Origin of the sequence: Kitasatospora sp. NPDC051702, assembly GCF_040681575.1 — a bacterium.
GTDB lineage: Bacteria > Actinomycetota > Actinomycetes > Streptomycetales > Streptomycetaceae > Kitasatospora.
On the sequence record NZ_JBFAZB010000015.1, the window covers coordinates 74,495 to 91,879 of the forward strand.

Below are 17,385 nucleotides of genomic sequence, written 5' to 3' on the forward strand. Positions count from 1 at the left end.
GCCCGGTCACGCAGATCCATCCAGTTCACGCCCGCGTGGTGCAGGCCGCGCGGGCGTGAACGGGACCGACGAGGAGATACGGCGAAATGCCGAAGCAGAAGACGCACAGTGGCGCCAGCAAGCGCTTCAAGATCAGTGGCTCTGGCAAGGTGCTGCGCGAGCGCGCCGGCCGCCGCCACCTCCTGGAGCGCAAGCCCTCGACGCTGACCCGCAAGCTGGCCGGGACGATCGAGATGGCCCCCGCTGACGCCAAGAAGATCAAGAAGCTTCTCGGCAAGTGATCGCCCTCCCGCCCGGCGCGAGCCGTGAGCGGGGCAGCTGATCCTTCCCGACCCATTCGAATGACGGACCACGTGAAGTAGTCCGTGGTCCTACCCAAGGAGTAATCAAGTGGCACGCGTCAAGCGGGCAGTGAACGCCCACAAGAAGCGCCGGGTCATCCTGGAGCGCGCCAGCGGCTACCGGGGCCAGCGCTCGCGCCTGTACCGCAAGGCCAAGGAGCAGGTCACCCACTCGCTGGTCTACAACTTCAACGACCGCAAGAAGCGCAAGGGCGACTTCCGTCAGCTGTGGATCCAGCGCATCAACGCTGCGGCCCGTGCCAACGGCATCACCTACAACCGCTTCGTGCAGGGCCTGAAGGCCGCCAGCGTCGAGATCGACCGCAAGATGCTGGCCGACCTGGCCGTCAACGACCCGGGTGCGTTCGCCTCCCTGGTCGAGGTGGCCCAGAAGGCGCTGCCGGCCGACGTGAACGCCCCCAAGGCCGCCGCCGACGCCGCCTGATCTCCCCGGATCAGTTGAGCTCCGACCGGACCCGCAGGCACTCCTGCGGGTCCGGTTCTGCATTCCCCGCCGCGTTCGCCCGGCGCGGACCCTCAGCGTCACCCGTCACAGAGAACGAGACCATGCCGAGCACCGAGACCCCCCTGCTCACCTCCCTGCGCTCGCCGCGCGTCGTCGCCGCCCGCCGGCTCGCCAAGCGGAACCAGCGCACCAAGGAGCGCCGGTTCCTGGCCGAGGGCCCGCAGGCCGTCCGGGAGGCCGTGGCCTTCGGCCGGCTGCCGGACTCGGCCGACCACGCCGTGGTCGAGGTGTACGTGACCCCGGAGGCCGCCGAGCGGCACGCCGGCATCGTCGAGGAGGCCCTGGCCGAGGGGCTGCCGGTGCTGACCGCCACCGACGAGGTGATCGCCGACATCTGCGACACGGTGACCCCGCAGGGCATCGTGGCGCTCTGCCGCTTCATCGACACGCCGTTCGCCGAGGTGCTCAGGGCCCGCCCGAAGCTGGTCGCCGTGCTCGCCCACGTCCGCGACCCCGGCAACGCGGGCACCGTGCTGCGCACCGCCGACGCGGCCGGCGCGGACGCCGTGGTGCTCACCGACGCCTCCGTGGACCTCTACAACCCCAAGGCCGTCCGGGCCTCCGTCGGCAGCCTGTTCCACCTGCCGGTGGCCGTCGGCGTGCCGATCGAGGAGGCCGTCGCGCAGCTGCGGGCGGCCGGCGTCCGGGTGCTCGCCGCGGACGGTGCGGGGGAGCGCGACCTCGACCAGGAGCTCGACGAGGGCACCCTGGGCGCGCCCGGCGCGTGGGTCTTCGGCAACGAGGCGTGGGGGCTCCCGGAGGAGACCCGCGCGCTCGCCGACGAGGTGGTCCGGGTGCCGATCCACGGGCACGCCGAGAGCCTCAACCTGGCCACCGCCGCGGCCGTCTGCCTGTACGCCTCGGCCCGGGCGCAGCGATCGCCCGGGGGCTGCCGCGCGAACGTCTGACCCGCGCGCCGGGGCGCCGTCCGCCGGACACGCCCCGCGACGCGCCCGGATCACCCCGTTGCAGGCCCTACTGCCGGGGGCTGCGAGGCGCTAGGGTCTGCCTCTGTGGGGGGAACGGCACGGTGGGTAATCGGGGAGGACACCCATGGTCGGCAGCGGGCCAGAGCTCGACCCGGACGACCTGCCGGACGGCCTGGTGGTCGCCGACGCGACGGGCCTGGTGGTCCGCTTCAACCGGGCCGCGGCCCGGCTGACCGGCGTGCTCCCGCGGGCCGCGCTCGGCCGGCCGCTCGATGACGTCCTCCCGCTGGAGGACCTCGACGGCCGCCGCTGGTGGCAGCTGACCGACCCGTACGGCGGCCTGGCCATCCGCACCGGCCAGCCCGAGCGCAACCTGCTGCTGCCCGGCGGCCGGGAGGTGCTGGTCTCCGCCCGCTACGTCCGGCCCGTGCCGCTGGCGCCGCCGGAGCGCCTGGTGATCGCGCTGCGCGGCACCGAGGCCCGGCGCCGCACCGAGCGCAGCCACGCCGAGCTGATCGCCACCGTCGCCCACGAGCTGCGCTCGCCGCTGACCAGCGTCAAGGGCTTCACGGCGACCCTGCTGGCCAAGTGGGAGCGGTTCACCGACGGGCAGAAGCGGCTGATGCTGGAGACCGTCGACGCCGACGCCGACCGGGTCACCCGGCTGATCGCCGAGCTGCTGGACATCTCCCGGATCGACGCCGGGCGGCTGGAGCTGCGCAAGCAGGTCGTCGACCTGGCCGCCGCGGTGCGCCGGCACGTCGAGCGCAAGGTCGCCACCGGCATCCCCGAGGAGCGCTTCGACGTCCGGATCGGCGAGCCGCTGACCGTCCTGTGGGCCGACCCAGACAAGGTCGACCAGGTGCTGGCCAACCTGCTGGAGAACGCGGTCCGGCACGGCGAGGGGACCGTCACGATCGAGGTCGCCCCCGCCAAGGAGGTCGTCGAGGCGCCGGCCTGGGAGCGCTCCGGCACCCCTCCGCGCGTCGTCGAGGGCACCGCGGTGACCGTCAGCGACGAGGGCGGCGGCATCCCCGAGGAGGCCGTGCCGCGGGTCTTCACCCGCTTCTGGCGCGGCTCCAAGCGCGGCGGCACCGGCCTCGGCCTCTACATCGTCAAGGGCATCGTGGAGGCCCACGGCGGCTCCATCCGGGTCGACCGCGCCCCCGGCGGCGGCGCCCGGTTCCGTTTCATCCTGCCCGCAGGGATCCCCGACTTCATGCTGTAGGCCCGCTCCGGACGGGCAGCGCGGCGGTCGCGCTACGCGCTGCGACTACACTCGACCTTTGGCGTTTGCGCCACGCCCTGCGCGGCTGAGCCGCGGACACCCTCCCGTGAGCCCCTCCGGTGAACGGAGACGGCCTGCCCGTGCCCCGGCCCCGCCGGGCGTGCCGCCACGGCGCGCACCCTTACCTGAGCACGGACGAGCAGGAGCACGGGAAAGATAGAGATGTCGGCACCCAACAAGTCGTACGACCCGGTCGAGGTCGAGGCCCTCAAGCCCGAGGTGGTGGAGCAGGCGCGGGACGAGGCCGTCGCCGCCTTCGCCGCCGCCAGCACGCTCGACGAGCTGAAGCAGGCCAAGGTCGCCCACACCGGCGACCGCTCCGCGCTCTCCCTCGCCAACCGCGAGATCGGCGCCCTGCCCCCGCACGCCAAGGCCGCCGCCGGCAAGCTGATCGGCCAGGCCCGCGGCGCCGTCAACCAGGCCCTCGCCCGGCGGCAGGCCGAGCTGGAGGCGGAGCGTGACGCCCGCGTGCTGGTCGAGGAGGCGGTGGACGTCACCCTGCCGTACGACCGCGCCCCGCGCGGCGCCCGGCACCCGCTGACCACGCTGGCCGAGCGCATCGAGGACACCTTCGTCGCGATGGGCTACCAGGTCGCCGAGGGCCCCGAGGTCGAGGCCGAGTGGCTCAACTTCGACGCCCTCAACCTGGGCCCGGACCACCCGGCCCGCTCGATGCAGGACACCTTCTTCGTCCGGGCCCCGGACGGCTCCGCCGACTCCGGCGTGGTGCTGCGCACCCAGACCTCCCCGGTCCAGGCCCGCACCCTGCTGGACCGCGAGCCCCCGGTCTACGTGGTCTGCCCCGGCCGGGTGTACCGCACCGACGAGCTGGACGCCACCCACACCCCGGTGTTCCGCCAGGTCGAGGGCCTCGCCGTGGACGAGGGCATCACCTTCGCCGACCTCAAGGGCACCATCGAGGTGCTCGTCGAGAAGCTCATCGGCGGCGGCCTGGAGCTGCGCTGGCGCCCCTCGTACTTCCCGTTCACCGAGCCGAGCGCCGAGATCGACCTGCAGTGCTTCGTGTGCCGCGGCGAGAGCGTCGGCAACCCGGACCGCCCGTGCCGCACCTGCTCCTCCGAGGGCTGGATCGAGCTCGGCGGCTGCGGCGTCGTCAACCCGCGGGTGCTGGTCGCCTGCGGCGTCGACCCCGACCGCTACAGCGGGTTCGCCTTCGGCCTGGGCCTGGAGCGGATCCTGATGAATCGTCACAACGTCGCCGACATGCGCGACATGGTCGAGGGTGACGTGCGCTTCACCCTTCCGTTCGGGATGGAGATCTGATGCGCGTCCCGCTTTCCTGGCTGCGCGAGTACGTCGACCTGCCGGCCGGCGAGACCGGCCGTGACGTGGCCGAGCGCCTGGTCCGGGCCGGCCTGGAGGTCGAGACCGTCGAGCAGCTCGGCGGCGACCTCAAGGGCCCGCTGGTGGTCGGCGAGGTGCTCTCCATCGAGGAGCTGACCGGCTTCAAGAAGCCGATCCGGCACTGCTTCGTCAACGTCGGCGACGCCAACGGCACCGGCGCGCCGCAGGAGATCGTCTGCGGCGCCAGCAACTTCGCCGTCGGCGACAAGGTCGTCGTGGTCCTCCCGGGCGCCGTGCTGCCCGGCCCCTTCCCGATCGCGGCCCGCCAGACCTACGGCCGGACCTCGGCCGGCATGATCTGCTCCGCGCGCGAGCTCGGCATGGGCGACGACCACAACGGCATCATCGTGCTGCCGCCGGAGTTCGAGCCCGGCACCGACGCGATCGAGCTGCTCCAGCTCGTCGACGAGGTGCTGGACATCGCCGTCACCCCGGACCGCGGCTACTGCCTGTCCATGCGCGGCGTCGCCCGCGAGGCCGCCGCCGCGTACGGGCTGCCGCTGGCCGACCCGGCGCTGCTCGACGTGCCGCCGGCCAACTCCTTCGGCTACCTGGTCAAGGTCAACGACCCGGCTGGCTGCGACCGCTTCGTGGCCCGCACCGTCGTCGGCGTCGACCCGGACGCGGCGTCCCCGATCTGGCTGCAGCGCCGCCTGCAGAAGGCGGGCATCCGGCCGATCTCGCTGACCGTCGACATCACCAACTACGTGATGCTGGAGGTCGGCCAGCCGCTGCACGCCTACGACCGGCAGCGCGTCGACGGCCCGATCACGGTCCGCCGGGCGGAGCAGGGCGAGACCCTCACCACCCTGGACGGGGTCACCCGCAAGCTCGACGCCGAAGACCTGCTGATCTGCGACAACAGCGGCCCGATCGGCCTGGCCGGTGTCATGGGCGGCGCCTCCACCGAGATCCTCGACCCGGCCGCCGGGCCGGGCACCACCGAGGTGATCATCGAGGCCGCGCACTTCGACCCGGTCTCCATCGCCCGCTCGGCCAAGCGGCACAAGCTGCCCTCCGAGGCGTCCAAGCGCTTCGAGCGCGGCGTCGACCCGGAGGCCGCCCGCGCGGCCGCGCAGCGCGCCGTCGACCTGCTGGTCCTGATCGCCGGCGGCACCGCCGAGGCCGGGGTCACCGACATCGCCGCCCCGCACCCGGTGCGCACCATCACCATCGCCGCCGACCTGCCCGACCGGGTCGCCGGCACCGAGTACGGCCGCGAGACCGTCACCCGGCGCCTGCAGGAGATCGGCTGCTCGGTCGCGGGCGCCGACGTCCTCGAGGTCACGCCGCCGACCTGGCGCCCCGACCTCACCGACCCGTACGACCTCGCCGAGGAGGTCATCCGGCTCGAGGGCTACGACAACGTCCCGGCCCGGATGCCCGACGTGCCGCCGGGCAAGGGCCTGACCGAGGCCCAGCGCACCCACCGCCGGATCGGCGTCGCGCTGGCCGGGTCCGGCTACGTCGAGGTCAACAACTACCCGTTCCTCGGCACGGCCGCCTTCGATGCGCTCGGCCTGGAGCCGGACGACCGTCGCCGGCGCACCGTCCAGCTGGTCAACCCGCTGAACGACGAGGAGCCGGCGCTGCGCACCACGCTGCTGCCGGGCCTGCTCGGCGCGCTGCGCCGCAACGTCGGCCGGGGCAACACCGACCTGGCGATCTACGAGACCGGTACCGTCTTCCTGCCGAAGGACGAGCTGACCGTGGCCCCGCGGCCGTCGGTCGAGCGCCGGCCCAGCGACGAGGAGCTGGCCGCGCTCGACGCCGCGCTGCCGGACCAGCCGCGCCGGGTCGCCGCCGCCCTCGCGGGCGAGCGGCTGCCGTCCGGCTGGTGGGGCCAGGGCGCCGGCGCCTCCTGGGCGGACGCCGTCGAGGCGGCCCGCACGGTGGCCCGCGCGGCCGGCGTCGAGCTGACCGTCCGCCAGGGGCAGCAGGCGCCCTGGCACCCGGGCCGCTGCGCCGAGCTGGTCGTCTCGGGCACCGACCGGGTGGTCGGCCACGCCGGCGAGCTGCACCCGCGGGTCGTGAAGGCGCTGGGCCTGCCGGCCCGCACCAGCGCGATGGAGGTCGACATCGACCTGCTCACCGCCGACGGTGCCGTGAAGGTCGACGGGCCGGCCGTCTCCGGGTTCCCGGTGGCCACCCAGGACGTCGCCCTGATCGTCGACACGGCCGTCCCGGCCGCCGAGGTCGAGGCCGCGCTGCGTTCGGGCGCGGGTGAACTGCTGGAGGCCATCCGGCTGTTCGACGTCTTCACCGGCGAGCAGGTCGGCGAGGGCAAGAAGTCGCTGGCGTACGCGCTGCGCTTCCGCGCGGCGGACCGCACGCTGACCGCCGACGAGGCGACCGCCGCCCGCGAGGCGGCCGTCGCCGAGGCCGTCGCCCGCACCGGCGCGGTGCTGCGCGGCGCCTGATCCCGCAGGCCCCGAAGGGCCCCGCCCGGACCGACCGGTCCGCGCGGGGCCCTTCGGCGTTCGCGGCGCGGCCGGCGCGCGTCCGGGGGCTCGGGCCGGGGTTTCGGTCGGGGCTCCGGGCCGGCGTCCGGCGGGTTGACGAACCGTCACCGGCTCAGCTTAACTCTTTCCCTATGGAAGTAGATAAAGCGGGTGACCAGCCCTCTCCCATCGAGTTCCGTCTGGACCCGGCCTCCGGCGTCCCGACCTACCTGCAGCTGGTCCAGCAGGTCGAACAGGCGCTGCGGATGGGCTGGTTGACGGAGGGGGACCAGCTGCCCCGGGTGCGCGAGGTCGTGGCGGGGCTGGCGATCAACCCCAACACCGTGCTCAAGGCGTACCGCGAGCTGGAGCACCGCGGGCTGGCGGCCGGCCGCCGCGGTCAGGGCACCTTCGTGCGCGGGCTGCCCGCCGGGGTGGTGCCGCTGCGCGAACGGGCCGCGCTGCGCGCGGGGTTGATCGACTGGATGCGCTCGGCACACGCCGCCGGGCTGGACGAGGGGGGGATGGTCGCCGTGTTCGAGGACGCGCTGCGCGACCTGCGCGAGGGACGCGACGGGGTGGTCGCGTGATGGCCGGGGACACCGTGATCGACTGCGGCGGGATCGGCAAGCGCTACCGCCGCTCCTGGGCGCTGCGGGACTGCCACCTCGCCGTCCCCGCCGGGCACGTGGTGGCCCTGGTCGGTCCGAACGGCGCGGGCAAGACCACCCTGCTGAGCCTCGCCGCCGGCCTGAGCCTGCCCAGTGAGGGCGCGCTGACCGTCCTGGGCGGCCGGACCCCGGGCTCCCCGGAGGCGCTGGACCGGATCGGCTACGTCGCCCAGAACGCCGCCCTCTACCCGGGCCTGCGGGTGCGCGACCTGCTGGCGATGGGCGGCCACCTCAACCGCCGCTGGGACGCCGCCCGGGCCCGGACCCACCTGGCGGACCTCGGCATCCCGCCGGACCGGAAGTACGGCCGGCTCTCCGGCGGCCAGCAGGCGCAGGTCTCGCTCGCACTGGCCCTCGCCAAGCGCCCCGAACTCCTGCTTCTCGACGAGCCGTTGGCAGCGCTCGACCCGCTGGCCCGGCACGACTTCATGGCCGCGCTGCTGAGCGCCGTGGCCGAGGACGGCCTGTCCGTGGTGTTCTCCTCGCACGCCGTCAACGAGCTGGAGCAGAGCTGCGACTACCTGGTGGTGCTCGGCGGCGGCCGGGTCCAGGTGGCGGGCGAGGTGGACGACCTGCTGGCCGGCCACCGGATGCTGACCGGCCCGACCGGGGAGGCGGACGGCGTCGCCGCCCGGCTGCCGGTGGTCCGCGACCGCCGGGCCGGAGCCCAGTCGCACCTGCTGGTGCGCACCGGCGGCGTGGACGCCCCGGTGTCCGGCGGGTGGCGTCAACAGCGCGTCGGCCTGGAGGAGCTGGTCCTCGCCTACCTGCGCGAGCCGACCGCCTCCGCCCTCCCCGGCCCGCGCGGGGCCGTCCGCCCCAACGAGAAGGTGCTGCTGCCGTGAGTTCGACCACCATCGCGCCGTCCCGGTCCGCCGTGCTGCGGGCGGCCGGGCTGCGCCACCGGCCTTCCCTGCGGACGCTGCTGCTCGTGCTGGCCGCCCTGGCCGCCCTGCTGGCCGTCACGGGGTACCGGCTGCACGCGGGGCTCGACCGCTCCGGCGCGGGCGGGTGCGACATGGCGCTGCGCGCCTGCAACGAGCACTGGAAGGAGTTCCTGCGCGGGTACGGCGCCGAGCTGGCGTTCGGCGGGAACGTCACCTACTTCCTCGGCGGCGCGCTCGGGGCCTTCGTCGGGGCGCCGCTGCTGGCCCGGGAGTTCGAGCACGGCACGGTGCGCTTCGCCTGGACCCAGGGGGCCGGGCGCACCCGGTGGACGGTCGGCGGGCTGCTCGTCGCCGGCGGTGTCCTGGCCGTCGCGACGGCCCTGCTGGCCACGGTGCTCCGCTGGTGGATCGCGCCGCTGGCGGCGGAGTCGGGCCGGTTCTCGCCACTGGTGTTCGCGAGCGCCCCGCCCGCCCTGGTGGGCCGGGTGCTGCTGGTGTTCGCGTTGTCCGCGCTGGCGGGCGCGGTGCTGCGGCGGACGGTGGTGGCGGTGGGGGTCGGCGTCGTGGCCTCGGTGGTGACCACGCTGGTCGCCGAGTCCCTGCGGTTCCACTACCTCCCGCCGCTGCAGGACACCGTGCACACGCTGGCGCAGAGCTCGGTCGACCACCGCTGGGAGGGCGCCGTCTGGGCGACCGACCCGGGCGGTGCCCGGCTGGACCTCGGCCGGCTCTACGACCTGGCGGGCGACTACTACGGCGCGCAGAAGCTGGTGACCGACGGGGGCTACGCCGTGCACGAGACCTACCAGCCGGACGGCCGCTACTGGCCCTTCCAGCTCATCGAGTTCGGCTGGACGGCGCTGCTGGCGGTGGTGCTGTGCGCGGTGACGGTCCGGTGGGTGCGCCGCCGCGCGGCCTGAGGCCGATTTTGAGGAGATTCCGTCAAAGGCCTTGCGGGGCTGGGGGTCGAGGGCGCTACCGTCACGTTAGGAAAGTTTCCTAACCCCCCGAGGAAACGGAGCGTTCACATGCGCCCTCAGCCCCGCCGCGCCCTCCGCATAGCCCTCGCCGCCGCCCTGGTGGCCGTGCCCGCCACGGTCGCGGCCGCCTCCGCCCAGGCCGCGCCGGCACCCGCGACGTCCGTCCGGCTCGCGGGAGTCGGCCTGGACGACCCGCACAAGAAGGACATCGCGATGCAGCTGGTGTCCAGCGCCGAGAACTCCTCGCTGGACTGGAAGGCCCAGTACAAGTACATCGAGGACATCGGCGACGGACGCGGCTACACCGCCGGCATCATCGGGTTCTGTTCCGGCACCGGCGACATGCTCGAGCTCGTCCAGCACTACACCGACCTCAAGCCCGGCAACGTCCTCGCCAAGTACCTGCCGGCCCTCAAGAAGGTCAACGGCAGCGACTCCCACGCCGGCCTGGGCGCGGCCTTCGAGAAGGACTGGGCCGCCGCCGCCAAGGACACCGTCTTCCAGCAGGCCCAGAACGACGAGCGCGACCGGGTGTACTTCAACCCCGCCGTCAAGCAGGCCAAGGCGGACGGCCTGCGCGCGCTCGGCCAGTTCGCCTACTACGACGCCATCGTCATGCACGGCCCCGGCAACAGCTCGGACAGCTTCGGCGGCATCCGCGCGGCCGCCATGAAGAAGGCCAAGACCCCCGCCCAGGGCGGCGACGAGGCCACCTACCTCAAGGCCTTCCTCGACGCCCGCAAGGTGGTCATGAAGAAGGAGGAGGCCCACTCCGACACCAGCCGGGTCGACACCGAGCAGACGGTGTTCCTGAACGCCAGGAACTTCGACCTCAACCCGCCGCTGAAGTGGAAGGTCTACGGCGACAGCTACAGCATCAACAGCTGACCCGGAGCCCGAAGGGGCCCGGGGGCGGTCGTCCGCCCCCGGGCCCCTCCGCGTGCGGGGCGCCCGTGCTCAGGCGCTCGCGGTGTAGTCGTAGAAGCCGCGGCCCGACTTGCGGCCCAGCAGGCCCGCGTCGACCATCCGGGACAGCAGCGGGGGAGCGGCGTACAGCGGCTCCTTGTACTCGTCGTACATCGACTCGGCGATCGACACGATGGTGTCCAGGCCGATCAGGTCGCACAGCCGAAGCGGGCCCATCGGGTGGGCGCAGCCGGCCTCCATGCCCTTGTCGATGTCCGAGGCGGTGGCCACGCCCGACTCGAACATCCGCACCGCGGACAGCAGGTAGGGCACCAGCAGCGCGTTGACCACGAAGCCGGCCCGGTCGCGGGCGCGGATCGGGTCCTTGCCGAGCACCTGGGAGGCGAAGGCCTCGACCCGCTCGGTGGTGGCCGCCGAGGTGGTGAGCGTCGGGATGACCTCGACCAGCTTCTGCACCGGCGCCGGGTTGAAGAAGTGCAGGCCGATGACCTGCTCCGGGCGGGAGGTGGCGGCGGCCAGCTTCACGATCGGGATCGAGGAGGTGTTGGAGGCGAGGATCGCGTCGCGGCGCTCCACCACCTGGTCCAGGGTCTGGAAGATCTTGACCTTGACGTCCTCGCGCTCGGCGACCGCCTCGACCACCAGGTCGCGGTCGGCGAAGTCGGCCAGGTCGACGGTGAAGCCCAGCCGGGAGAGCGCCTCGTCCCGCTGCTCGGGGGTCAGCTTGCCCCGCTTGACCGCCGTCTCCAGGGAGTTGGTCAGCCGGGTGCGGCCGAACTCCAGTGCCTCGCCGCTGGCCTCCGCCACCAGGACGTCCAGCCCGGCCCGGGCGAACACCTCGGCGATGCCCGACCCCATCAGACCGCAGCCGATCACTCCGACGCGCGCGATGTCACTCACTCAGTTGCCCTTCGGTGCTGCTGGGGGTCGCCCAGCGTCTGGTCGCCCAGCGAGGTGCTGGGTAGCGGGCCGGGGAACCGGAATGGGTGCACCGGTCACCGCCCCGACGACGTTACTACTCCGTACCGGCCAGTAGGTCACCCCCTCCCCGGGCGGGTGCCACCGGTGAGCGGTCCCCCGGGGGCCCTCCGGGACCTCGTCGGGGGTCCTCCGAACGGGTGAGGCCACGCCCGTCGCCCGTGCGCCCGGGGCCCCGTCCGCCGAACGGCCGACAGAATGCCGCAGACGGGGGCCGGGGACGGGAAGGGAGCACGCGGTGCCGACGGGATCGCTCACAGGACAGGTCGCCCTGGTCACCGGCGCCGGCCGGGGCATCGGCCGCGAGATCGCCATCGGCCTGGCCGCCGAGGGCATGGCCGTCGGACTGGTCGGCCGCACCCACGGGACGCTGACCGACACCCTCAAGGAGTGCGTCCAGCACGGCTCCCGGGGCGTCGCCGTCAGCGCCGACGTCACCCGCCCCGGCTCCGTCCGCGAGGCCGTCCGGATCGTCGAGCGCGACCTCGGCCCGGTCGACCTGCTGGTCAACAACGCCGGCCTGGTCGACCGCGCCGAGGTGCCGCTCTGGGAGACCGACGCCAACCAGTGGTGGCAGGTGGTCGAGACCAACCTGCGCGGCCCCTACAACCTGCTGCGCTGCGTCCTGCCCGGCATGGTGTCCCGCGGCGCCGGCCGGGTCGTCAACCTCAACTCGGGCTTCGCGCTGCGCCCGGACGGCCACTACACCGCCTACGCCACCTCCAAGGGCGCGCTGCTGCAGCTCTCCGACAACATGGCGGACTCGCTCGCCCGGCACGGCGTGGTCGTCCTCGACATCAGCCCGGGCGCGGTCGCCACCGACATGACCGCCGCGATGCCGATGTTCCGGGACATGAAGGCCTGGGGCTCCATCCCGTACGTCGTCGCCGTCACCGTGGACGCCGCCCGCGGCCGCTTCGACGCCCTGCACGGCCGGTTCGTCCACGCCGGACGGGACGACCTGGAGGAGCTGGTCGCCCGGGCCGAGGAGATCCGGGCGGCGGACGCCCGGACCCTGCGGCTGCGGCCCTACAAGGACGACGACCCGATGGGCTGAGCCGGTCCCGGTCCCGGCCCCGGGCCGCTACGCGCAGAGCTGACTGGCGGTCACCGGCTTCAGGCCCGCCTTGGCCAGGCCGTCCAGGATGCCCGGCAGCGCGTCCACCGTGCACTGGTGGCCCATGTGCAGGGCCACCACCGAGCCGCCGCGCACCGAGGCCAGCACCCGGCGCTGCAGCTCGGCGGCGGTCGGGTCGTTGTAGTCGCGCGGGTCGACGTCGAACGAGAGCACGTGCTCGTAGCCGACCGCCCTGGCCTGGTCCCGCACCATCTGGGTGGCGTACTGCGCGGCGGACGGCCGGAACCAGCGGCCGATCGAGCCGGTGAGCCGCTGCAGCCGGTCCGCGCACTGGGCGATCTCGGCGCGGGCCTGGTCCGGGTTCATCGCCGAGATGTTCAGGTGGTTCTGGGTGTGGTTGCCGAGCTCGTGGCCGCCGTCCAGGATCCGCCGGGCCATCTGCGGCTGCTGGTCGAGCCAGCTGCCGACCACCATCACGGTCACCTTGGCGCCGCGCTGCTCGGCGGCCTCCAGCAGGGCGGTGGCGAGCTTCGGATCACCGGCGCCGTGGAAGGTGAGCGCCACGTTCTTGCCGGTGCGCGGGCCGTTCACCACCTCGACCGGGGTGCCGGCCGCGAGCGGCGGCAGCACCGGCGGGGCGGGCGGCTGGGTCGTGGCCGCGGCGGCCGCGGTGGGCTGCGGCTCCGCCGGGGCGGTCGGCTCGGCGGAGGCCGGGCCCTCGCCGCCGTTCCAGGCCGGATCGGTGGTGTGCTGCGGGTCGACGGTGCCCGGGTGGACGGCGAGCGTCCCGGGGTCGGCCCGGCGCGGGGAGCCGCTGCCGCACGCGGTGAGGAGACCGCCGGCGGCGGTCAGGGCGGCCAGGCGGGCGGCGGTGCGCAGTACGGTGCGGCGGTCGGCAGTCATCGGCAGCCAGCATAGAGAGGGCGGCGAGCTGGAGCGATCCGGGGCGGGCGTCCGGAACACCCTGCTTGACGTGCACACACACCGTGCCCCGGGTGGTGCGTAAACCTGAACTCCCGCTGTTTCCACGGCGTGTCGTCGGATACGATCACGGCGCACCGCGGGTTACGGGACGGTAGCCGGGCCGGGAGCGGGAACACCCGTCGCACCGGAAGGACCGCCGGCCGCCGCCGCGGTGCCGGTGCCCGGCAGCGGGCGCCGCATCAGTGGCACGCATTGGGGGGCGGAACAGCATGTACGAGGAGACCGCGGCCGTCGACGGCACCACCGGCACCGACTGGCACTGGGCCAGGGCGGACGACTGGCAGCCGCCGAGCGAGCTCGACACCGGCATCCCGCACACCGCCCGGATGTACGACTACTACCTCGGCGGCAAGGACAACTTCGAGGCCGACCGCAAGGCCGCCCAGGCCGCGATAGCCGCCTACCCGGCACTGCCGCTGCTGGCCCGCACCAACCGGCAGTTCCTCGGCCGCGCGGTCGAGTTCGCCGCCGGCCGGGGCATCCGCCAGTTCCTCGACATCGGCACCGGCATCCCGGCCGTCGGCTCCACCAGCGAGGCCGCCCGCAGGGTCGCCCCGGACGCCCGGGTGGTGTACGTCGACAACGACCCGATCGTCGCCACCCACGCCCGCGCCCTGCTGGCCGGCCACCCCACCGGGCACACCTCCGTGATCGAGGCCGACCTGCGCGACCCGGCCGCCATCCTGGACCACCCCGGCCTGCGCGGCGCCGTCGACCTGGACCAGCCGGTGGCGCTGATGCTGGTCGCCGTCCTGCACTTCATCCGCGACGAGGAGGGCGCGCAGCAGATCGTGCGCACCCTGCGTGACGCGCTCGCGCCCGGCAGCGCGCTGATCCTCTCCCACGGCAGCCCCGACTTCGCCTCCCGGGAGAGCGCCGCCGAGGGGGCCCGGATATACAAGAGCGCCAGTGCGCCGCTCGTCCTGCGCCCCCGCGCCGGCGTCGAACCCTTCTTCGGCGACTTCGAGTTCGTCGGCCCCGGCCTCGTCCAGCTGCCGCTCTGGCGCCCCACCGCCGGACACGTCCCCACCACCGACCTCCCCGAGGGCTGGCAGGACGTCTCCGCCTACGCGGGCGTCGCCCTCAAGCCCTGACCGCGGCGGACCGGCCCCGGCGCCTCCCTCCTACGCCGGGACCGGCCCTCCACACCCCGAAGGCTAGGCGCAGCCACTGACAACCCCTCAAGGCTCCCGTGCGGGCCGGGGGAAAACGGCGCGACGGCGGAGGCGGGGCGGTGCTAGCTTCCGCGGCATGGAACCGCTGAGCGAGAACGAGATCCGCGCGTCCTTCGTCAACTGCTCCAAGGGCGAGGCGAGTCGGCTCAGCCTCCCCCGGGGTCTGGCGGAACTGCCCTGGGAGGACCTGGACTTCCTCGGCTGGCGGGACCAGGGCGCCCCCGACCGGGCGTACCTGGTGGCGCCGTACCGGGGCGAGCGGGTGGGTGTGACGCTCCGCGTGCCGACCGTCCGCCGCAGCCTGACCAGGAGCAACGTCTGCTCGCTGTGCATCACCGCGCACGCCGGCTCCGGCGTCGCCCTGCTGGCCGCCCGGCGGGCCGGGGCCTCCGGACGGGAGGGCAACACCGTCGGCACCTACGTCTGCGGCGACCTCGCCTGCTCGCTGTACGTGCGCGGGCTCAGGAGGTCGACGCTGGTGACCAGGCCCGACGAGTCGCTGCCGCTGGAGCGGCAGATCGCCCGGACGGTCACCAACCTGGAGGCCTTCCTCGCCAAGGTGCTCACCGGCACCGCCGGGTAGGGCGGCCTCAGCGTCGGCGCAGCTGGTCGAGGTCGCGCCGCTCGCGCTTGGTGGGCCGCCCGGCGCCGCGGTCGCGCTCGCCGGTCGACGCGAGGAGCTCGCGGGGCGGGCGCGGCGGGCTGTTGTCGACCAGGCACTCCGCCGCCACCGGGGCCCCGACCCGCTTGCGGATCAGTTTGCGGACCACGACGACCCGCTCGTAGCCCTCCTCGCGGACCCGCACCTCGTCGCCGGGGCGCAGGGCCTGCGCGGGCTTGGCCCGCTCGCCGTTGACCCGCACGTGCCCGGCCCGGCAGGCGGCGGCGGCCAGCGCGCGGGTCTTCGCGAGCCGGACCGACCAGATCCAGCTGTCCACCCGCACGCTTCCTTCGGGTCCCTCGTGTTCAGCCACCCCCGGAGCCTACCGAAGCGGCCGGGGGCGACTCCTGGACCGCCCAGCCGTTGCCGTCCGGATCGTTGAAGAACACGAACGAGTTCCACGCCTCGCCGTGCCCGTCGACCCGGGCGCCCGCCTCGAAGTGCTGGACGGGGCTGACCTCGACGCCCCGGGCGGCCAGCTCGGCGTGCGCCTTCTCGATGTCCCGCACCACCAGCTGGAGCCCCTTGACGGAGCCCGGCGGTGCCTCGATGATCCCGCTGCCCACGACGATCGAGCACGCGGAACCCGGGGGAGTCAGCTGCACCACCCGGACCCCGTCGCGCAGCCGGGTGTCGTGGTCGACCGTGAAGCCGGCCTGCTCCTCGTAGAACAGCTTCGCGCGGTCCACGTCCGACACGGGGACCACCACGACTTCGAGCTTCCAGTCCATCGCCCTCACCCCTCTCGGTCGGGCCCTTCCAGTATCGGCCGCCGGGCGGGCCCGCGCCGCCGGGTCGGCTAGCCTGAGGGCACGATGAACCGCCTCAGCACGCCCGCCCCCGCGCCCCTGTTCACCACTCCCTGGGGGGCCCTCGCGCTCACCCGCTTCCCCGAGGACCCGCGCGAGACGCTGCGGGCCTGGGACGCCGCCGACGAGTACCTGCTGCGCCACCTCTCCGGCGAGGCGGACAGCGCCCGCGGCGCGGCCACGGAACTGGCCGGGCGCCGCGTGGTGGTGCTGGGCGACCGCTGGGGCGCGCTGACCACCGCGCTGACCGCCGGGCCGGCCGCCACGCTCACCGCCGGGCCGGACGGCGCGCCGGCCGCCCACGCCCCGGTCCAGATCGTCGACTCCTACCTGGGCCGGCAGGCCACCCTGGCCAACCTGGCCCGGGCCGGCGCCCCGGTGGACCCCGCCCGGCTGCTCACCACCCGGGACGCCCCGCCGGAGCGGATCGACGTCCTGCTGGTGCGGGTGCCGAAGAGCCTGGCGCTGCTGGAGGACCAGCTGCGCCGGCTCGCCCCGGCCGTCCACCCGGGCACGGTGGTGGTGGGCGCCGGCATGGTCACCGAGATCCACACCTCGACCCTGCAGCTCTTCGAACGGATCCTCGGCCCGACCCGCACCTCGCTGGCGGTCCGCAAGGCCCGGCTGATCTTCTGCACCCCGGGTCCGGTGCCCGACCCGGGGCCCAATCCGTGGCCGCACCGCTACGCGCTGCCCGCGGACGTCGGCCCGGTCTCGGGGCGCACGGTGGTCAACCACGCGGGGACGTTCTGCGCCGAGCGCCTGGACATCGGGACGCGCTTCCTCCTCGCCCACCTGCCGACCCCGGCGCCCGGTGCCCGGGTGGTCGACCTGGGCTGCGGCAACGGCGTGGTGGGGACGGCGGCGGCGCTGGCCGGGCCGGGCGCGGAGCTGCTGTTCGTCGACGAGTCGTACCAGGCGGTGGCCTCGGCGGAGGAGACCTTCCGCGCCAACCTGGGCCCGGACGCCCCGGCCGAGTTCGTCACCGCCGACGCGCTGGCGGCGGACGTGGTCGCCCCGGGTTCGGTGGACCTGGTGCTGAACAACCCGCCGTTCCACTCCCACCAGGCCACCACGGACGCGACCGCGTGGCGGATGTTCACCGGTGCCCGGCGGGCGCTGCGCCCGGGCGGCGAGCTGTGGGTGGTGGGCAACCGGCACCTCGGGTACCACGTCAAGCTGCGCCGGCTCTTCGGCAACTGCCGGGTGGTGGCCGGAAATCCCAAGTTCGTGGTGCTGCGCGCCGTCAAGCGGTAGTCCGCACACTGGCCGGTTCGGCACCTACCAATCGGGGTTCCCGCACATACTCCTTGCATGGATGTTCCGTGCTGCGTATATTCATGCC

18 protein-coding genes are annotated in these 17,385 nt (G+C 74.1%); 14 read left to right on the plus strand and 4 right to left on the minus strand.

The window, feature by feature from the left end; genetic code table 11:
• Positions 1-86: 86 nt before the first annotated feature.
• From rpmI to AB0N04_RS15565, 10 genes are all read left to right on the plus strand, one after another.
• Positions 87-281, plus strand: a complete 195-nt coding sequence (rpmI, locus tag AB0N04_RS15520; protein WP_360208729.1) for a 50S ribosomal protein L35 — start codon at positions 87-89, stop codon at positions 279-281.
• 109 nt (positions 282-390) lie between these two features.
• Positions 391-786: a 50S ribosomal protein L20 gene (gene rplT / locus AB0N04_RS15525; RefSeq protein ID WP_030055649.1), complete on the plus strand. Its 396-nt coding sequence runs from the start codon at positions 391-393 to the stop codon at positions 784-786.
• Positions 787-908: 122 nt separating this feature from the next.
• Positions 909-1,775, plus strand: a complete 867-nt coding sequence (locus tag AB0N04_RS15530; protein ID WP_360208732.1) for an RNA methyltransferase — start codon at positions 909-911, stop codon at positions 1,773-1,775.
• Positions 1,776-1,920: 145 nt separating this feature from the next.
• Complete coding sequence (locus tag AB0N04_RS15535) at positions 1,921-3,024, plus strand: ATP-binding protein (RefSeq protein WP_360208735.1); 1,104 nt, start codon at positions 1,921-1,923, stop codon at positions 3,022-3,024.
• 222 nt (positions 3,025-3,246) lie between these two features.
• Entirely contained in the window at positions 3,247-4,368 is a 1,122-nt protein-coding gene (gene pheS, locus AB0N04_RS15540) for a phenylalanine--tRNA ligase subunit alpha (RefSeq protein ID WP_360208737.1), read from the plus strand.
• Entirely contained in the window at positions 4,368-6,869 is a 2,502-nt protein-coding gene (gene pheT / locus AB0N04_RS15545; protein ID WP_360208739.1) for a phenylalanine--tRNA ligase subunit beta, read from the plus strand. The genes pheS and pheT overlap by 1 nt, the downstream gene beginning before the upstream one ends.
• A 173-nt stretch (positions 6,870-7,042) precedes the next feature.
• Positions 7,043-7,480 (plus strand): GntR family transcriptional regulator, encoded by a 438-nt coding sequence (locus tag AB0N04_RS15550; protein WP_360208742.1) that lies wholly within the window; start codon positions 7,043-7,045, stop codon positions 7,478-7,480.
• Entirely contained in the window at positions 7,480-8,406 is a 927-nt protein-coding gene (locus tag AB0N04_RS15555; protein ID WP_360208745.1) for an ATP-binding cassette domain-containing protein, read from the plus strand. Before AB0N04_RS15550 ends, AB0N04_RS15555 begins: the two co-directional genes overlap by 1 nt.
• On the plus strand, positions 8,403-9,368 hold the full coding sequence (locus AB0N04_RS15560) for an ABC transporter permease subunit (RefSeq protein ID WP_360208748.1): 966 nt from the start codon (positions 8,403-8,405) through the stop codon (positions 9,366-9,368). The genes AB0N04_RS15555 and AB0N04_RS15560 overlap by 4 nt, the downstream gene beginning before the upstream one ends.
• 108 nt (positions 9,369-9,476) lie before the next feature.
• A complete protein-coding gene (locus AB0N04_RS15565) occupies positions 9,477-10,316 on the plus strand; it encodes a chitosanase (RefSeq protein ID WP_360208751.1) in 840 nt (279 codons plus the stop codon).
• A 69-nt stretch (positions 10,317-10,385) separates the two neighbouring features.
• Here AB0N04_RS15565 and AB0N04_RS15570 read toward each other — a convergent pair whose 3' ends face one another.
• Positions 10,386-11,255 (minus strand): 3-hydroxybutyryl-CoA dehydrogenase, encoded by an 870-nt coding sequence (locus AB0N04_RS15570; RefSeq protein WP_360208754.1) that lies wholly within the window; start codon positions 11,253-11,255, stop codon positions 10,386-10,388.
• A gap of 316 nt (positions 11,256-11,571) precedes the next feature.
• On the opposite strand from AB0N04_RS15570, the gene AB0N04_RS15575 reads away from it, so the two are divergent.
• A complete protein-coding gene (locus tag AB0N04_RS15575; RefSeq protein WP_360208757.1) occupies positions 11,572-12,390 on the plus strand; it encodes an SDR family oxidoreductase in 819 nt (272 codons plus the stop codon).
• Between the two features lie 27 nt (positions 12,391-12,417).
• Here AB0N04_RS15575 and AB0N04_RS15580 read toward each other — a convergent pair whose 3' ends face one another.
• On the minus strand, positions 12,418-13,314 hold the full coding sequence (locus AB0N04_RS15580) for a polysaccharide deacetylase family protein (RefSeq protein WP_360208759.1): 897 nt from the start codon (positions 13,312-13,314) through the stop codon (positions 12,418-12,420).
• A 290-nt stretch (positions 13,315-13,604) separates the two neighbouring features.
• On the opposite strand from AB0N04_RS15580, the gene AB0N04_RS15585 reads away from it, so the two are divergent.
• Positions 13,605-14,489 (plus strand): SAM-dependent methyltransferase, encoded by an 885-nt coding sequence (locus AB0N04_RS15585; RefSeq protein WP_360208762.1) that lies wholly within the window; start codon positions 13,605-13,607, stop codon positions 14,487-14,489.
• Positions 14,490-14,646: 157 nt separating this feature from the next.
• Positions 14,647-15,153 (plus strand): FBP domain-containing protein, encoded by a 507-nt coding sequence (locus tag AB0N04_RS15590; RefSeq protein ID WP_360208765.1) that lies wholly within the window; start codon positions 14,647-14,649, stop codon positions 15,151-15,153.
• A 7-nt stretch (positions 15,154-15,160) separates the two neighbouring features.
• Here AB0N04_RS15590 and AB0N04_RS15595 read toward each other — a convergent pair whose 3' ends face one another.
• Together AB0N04_RS15595 and AB0N04_RS15600 are read right to left on the minus strand one after the other, a co-directional pair.
• On the minus strand, positions 15,161-15,544 hold the full coding sequence (locus AB0N04_RS15595; RefSeq protein WP_360208768.1) for a S4 domain-containing protein: 384 nt from the start codon (positions 15,542-15,544) through the stop codon (positions 15,161-15,163).
• A complete protein-coding gene (locus tag AB0N04_RS15600) occupies positions 15,537-15,962 on the minus strand; it encodes a VOC family protein (RefSeq protein ID WP_360208771.1) in 426 nt (141 codons plus the stop codon). The genes AB0N04_RS15595 and AB0N04_RS15600 overlap by 8 nt, the downstream gene beginning before the upstream one ends.
• An 84-nt stretch (positions 15,963-16,046) precedes the next feature.
• On the opposite strand from AB0N04_RS15600, the gene AB0N04_RS15605 reads away from it, so the two are divergent.
• The gene (locus tag AB0N04_RS15605) at positions 16,047-17,297 is read left to right on the plus strand and encodes a methyltransferase (protein ID WP_360208774.1); all 1,251 of its coding nucleotides are present in this window, start codon (positions 16,047-16,049) and stop codon (positions 17,295-17,297) included.
• Positions 17,298-17,385: the final 88 nt, after the last annotated feature.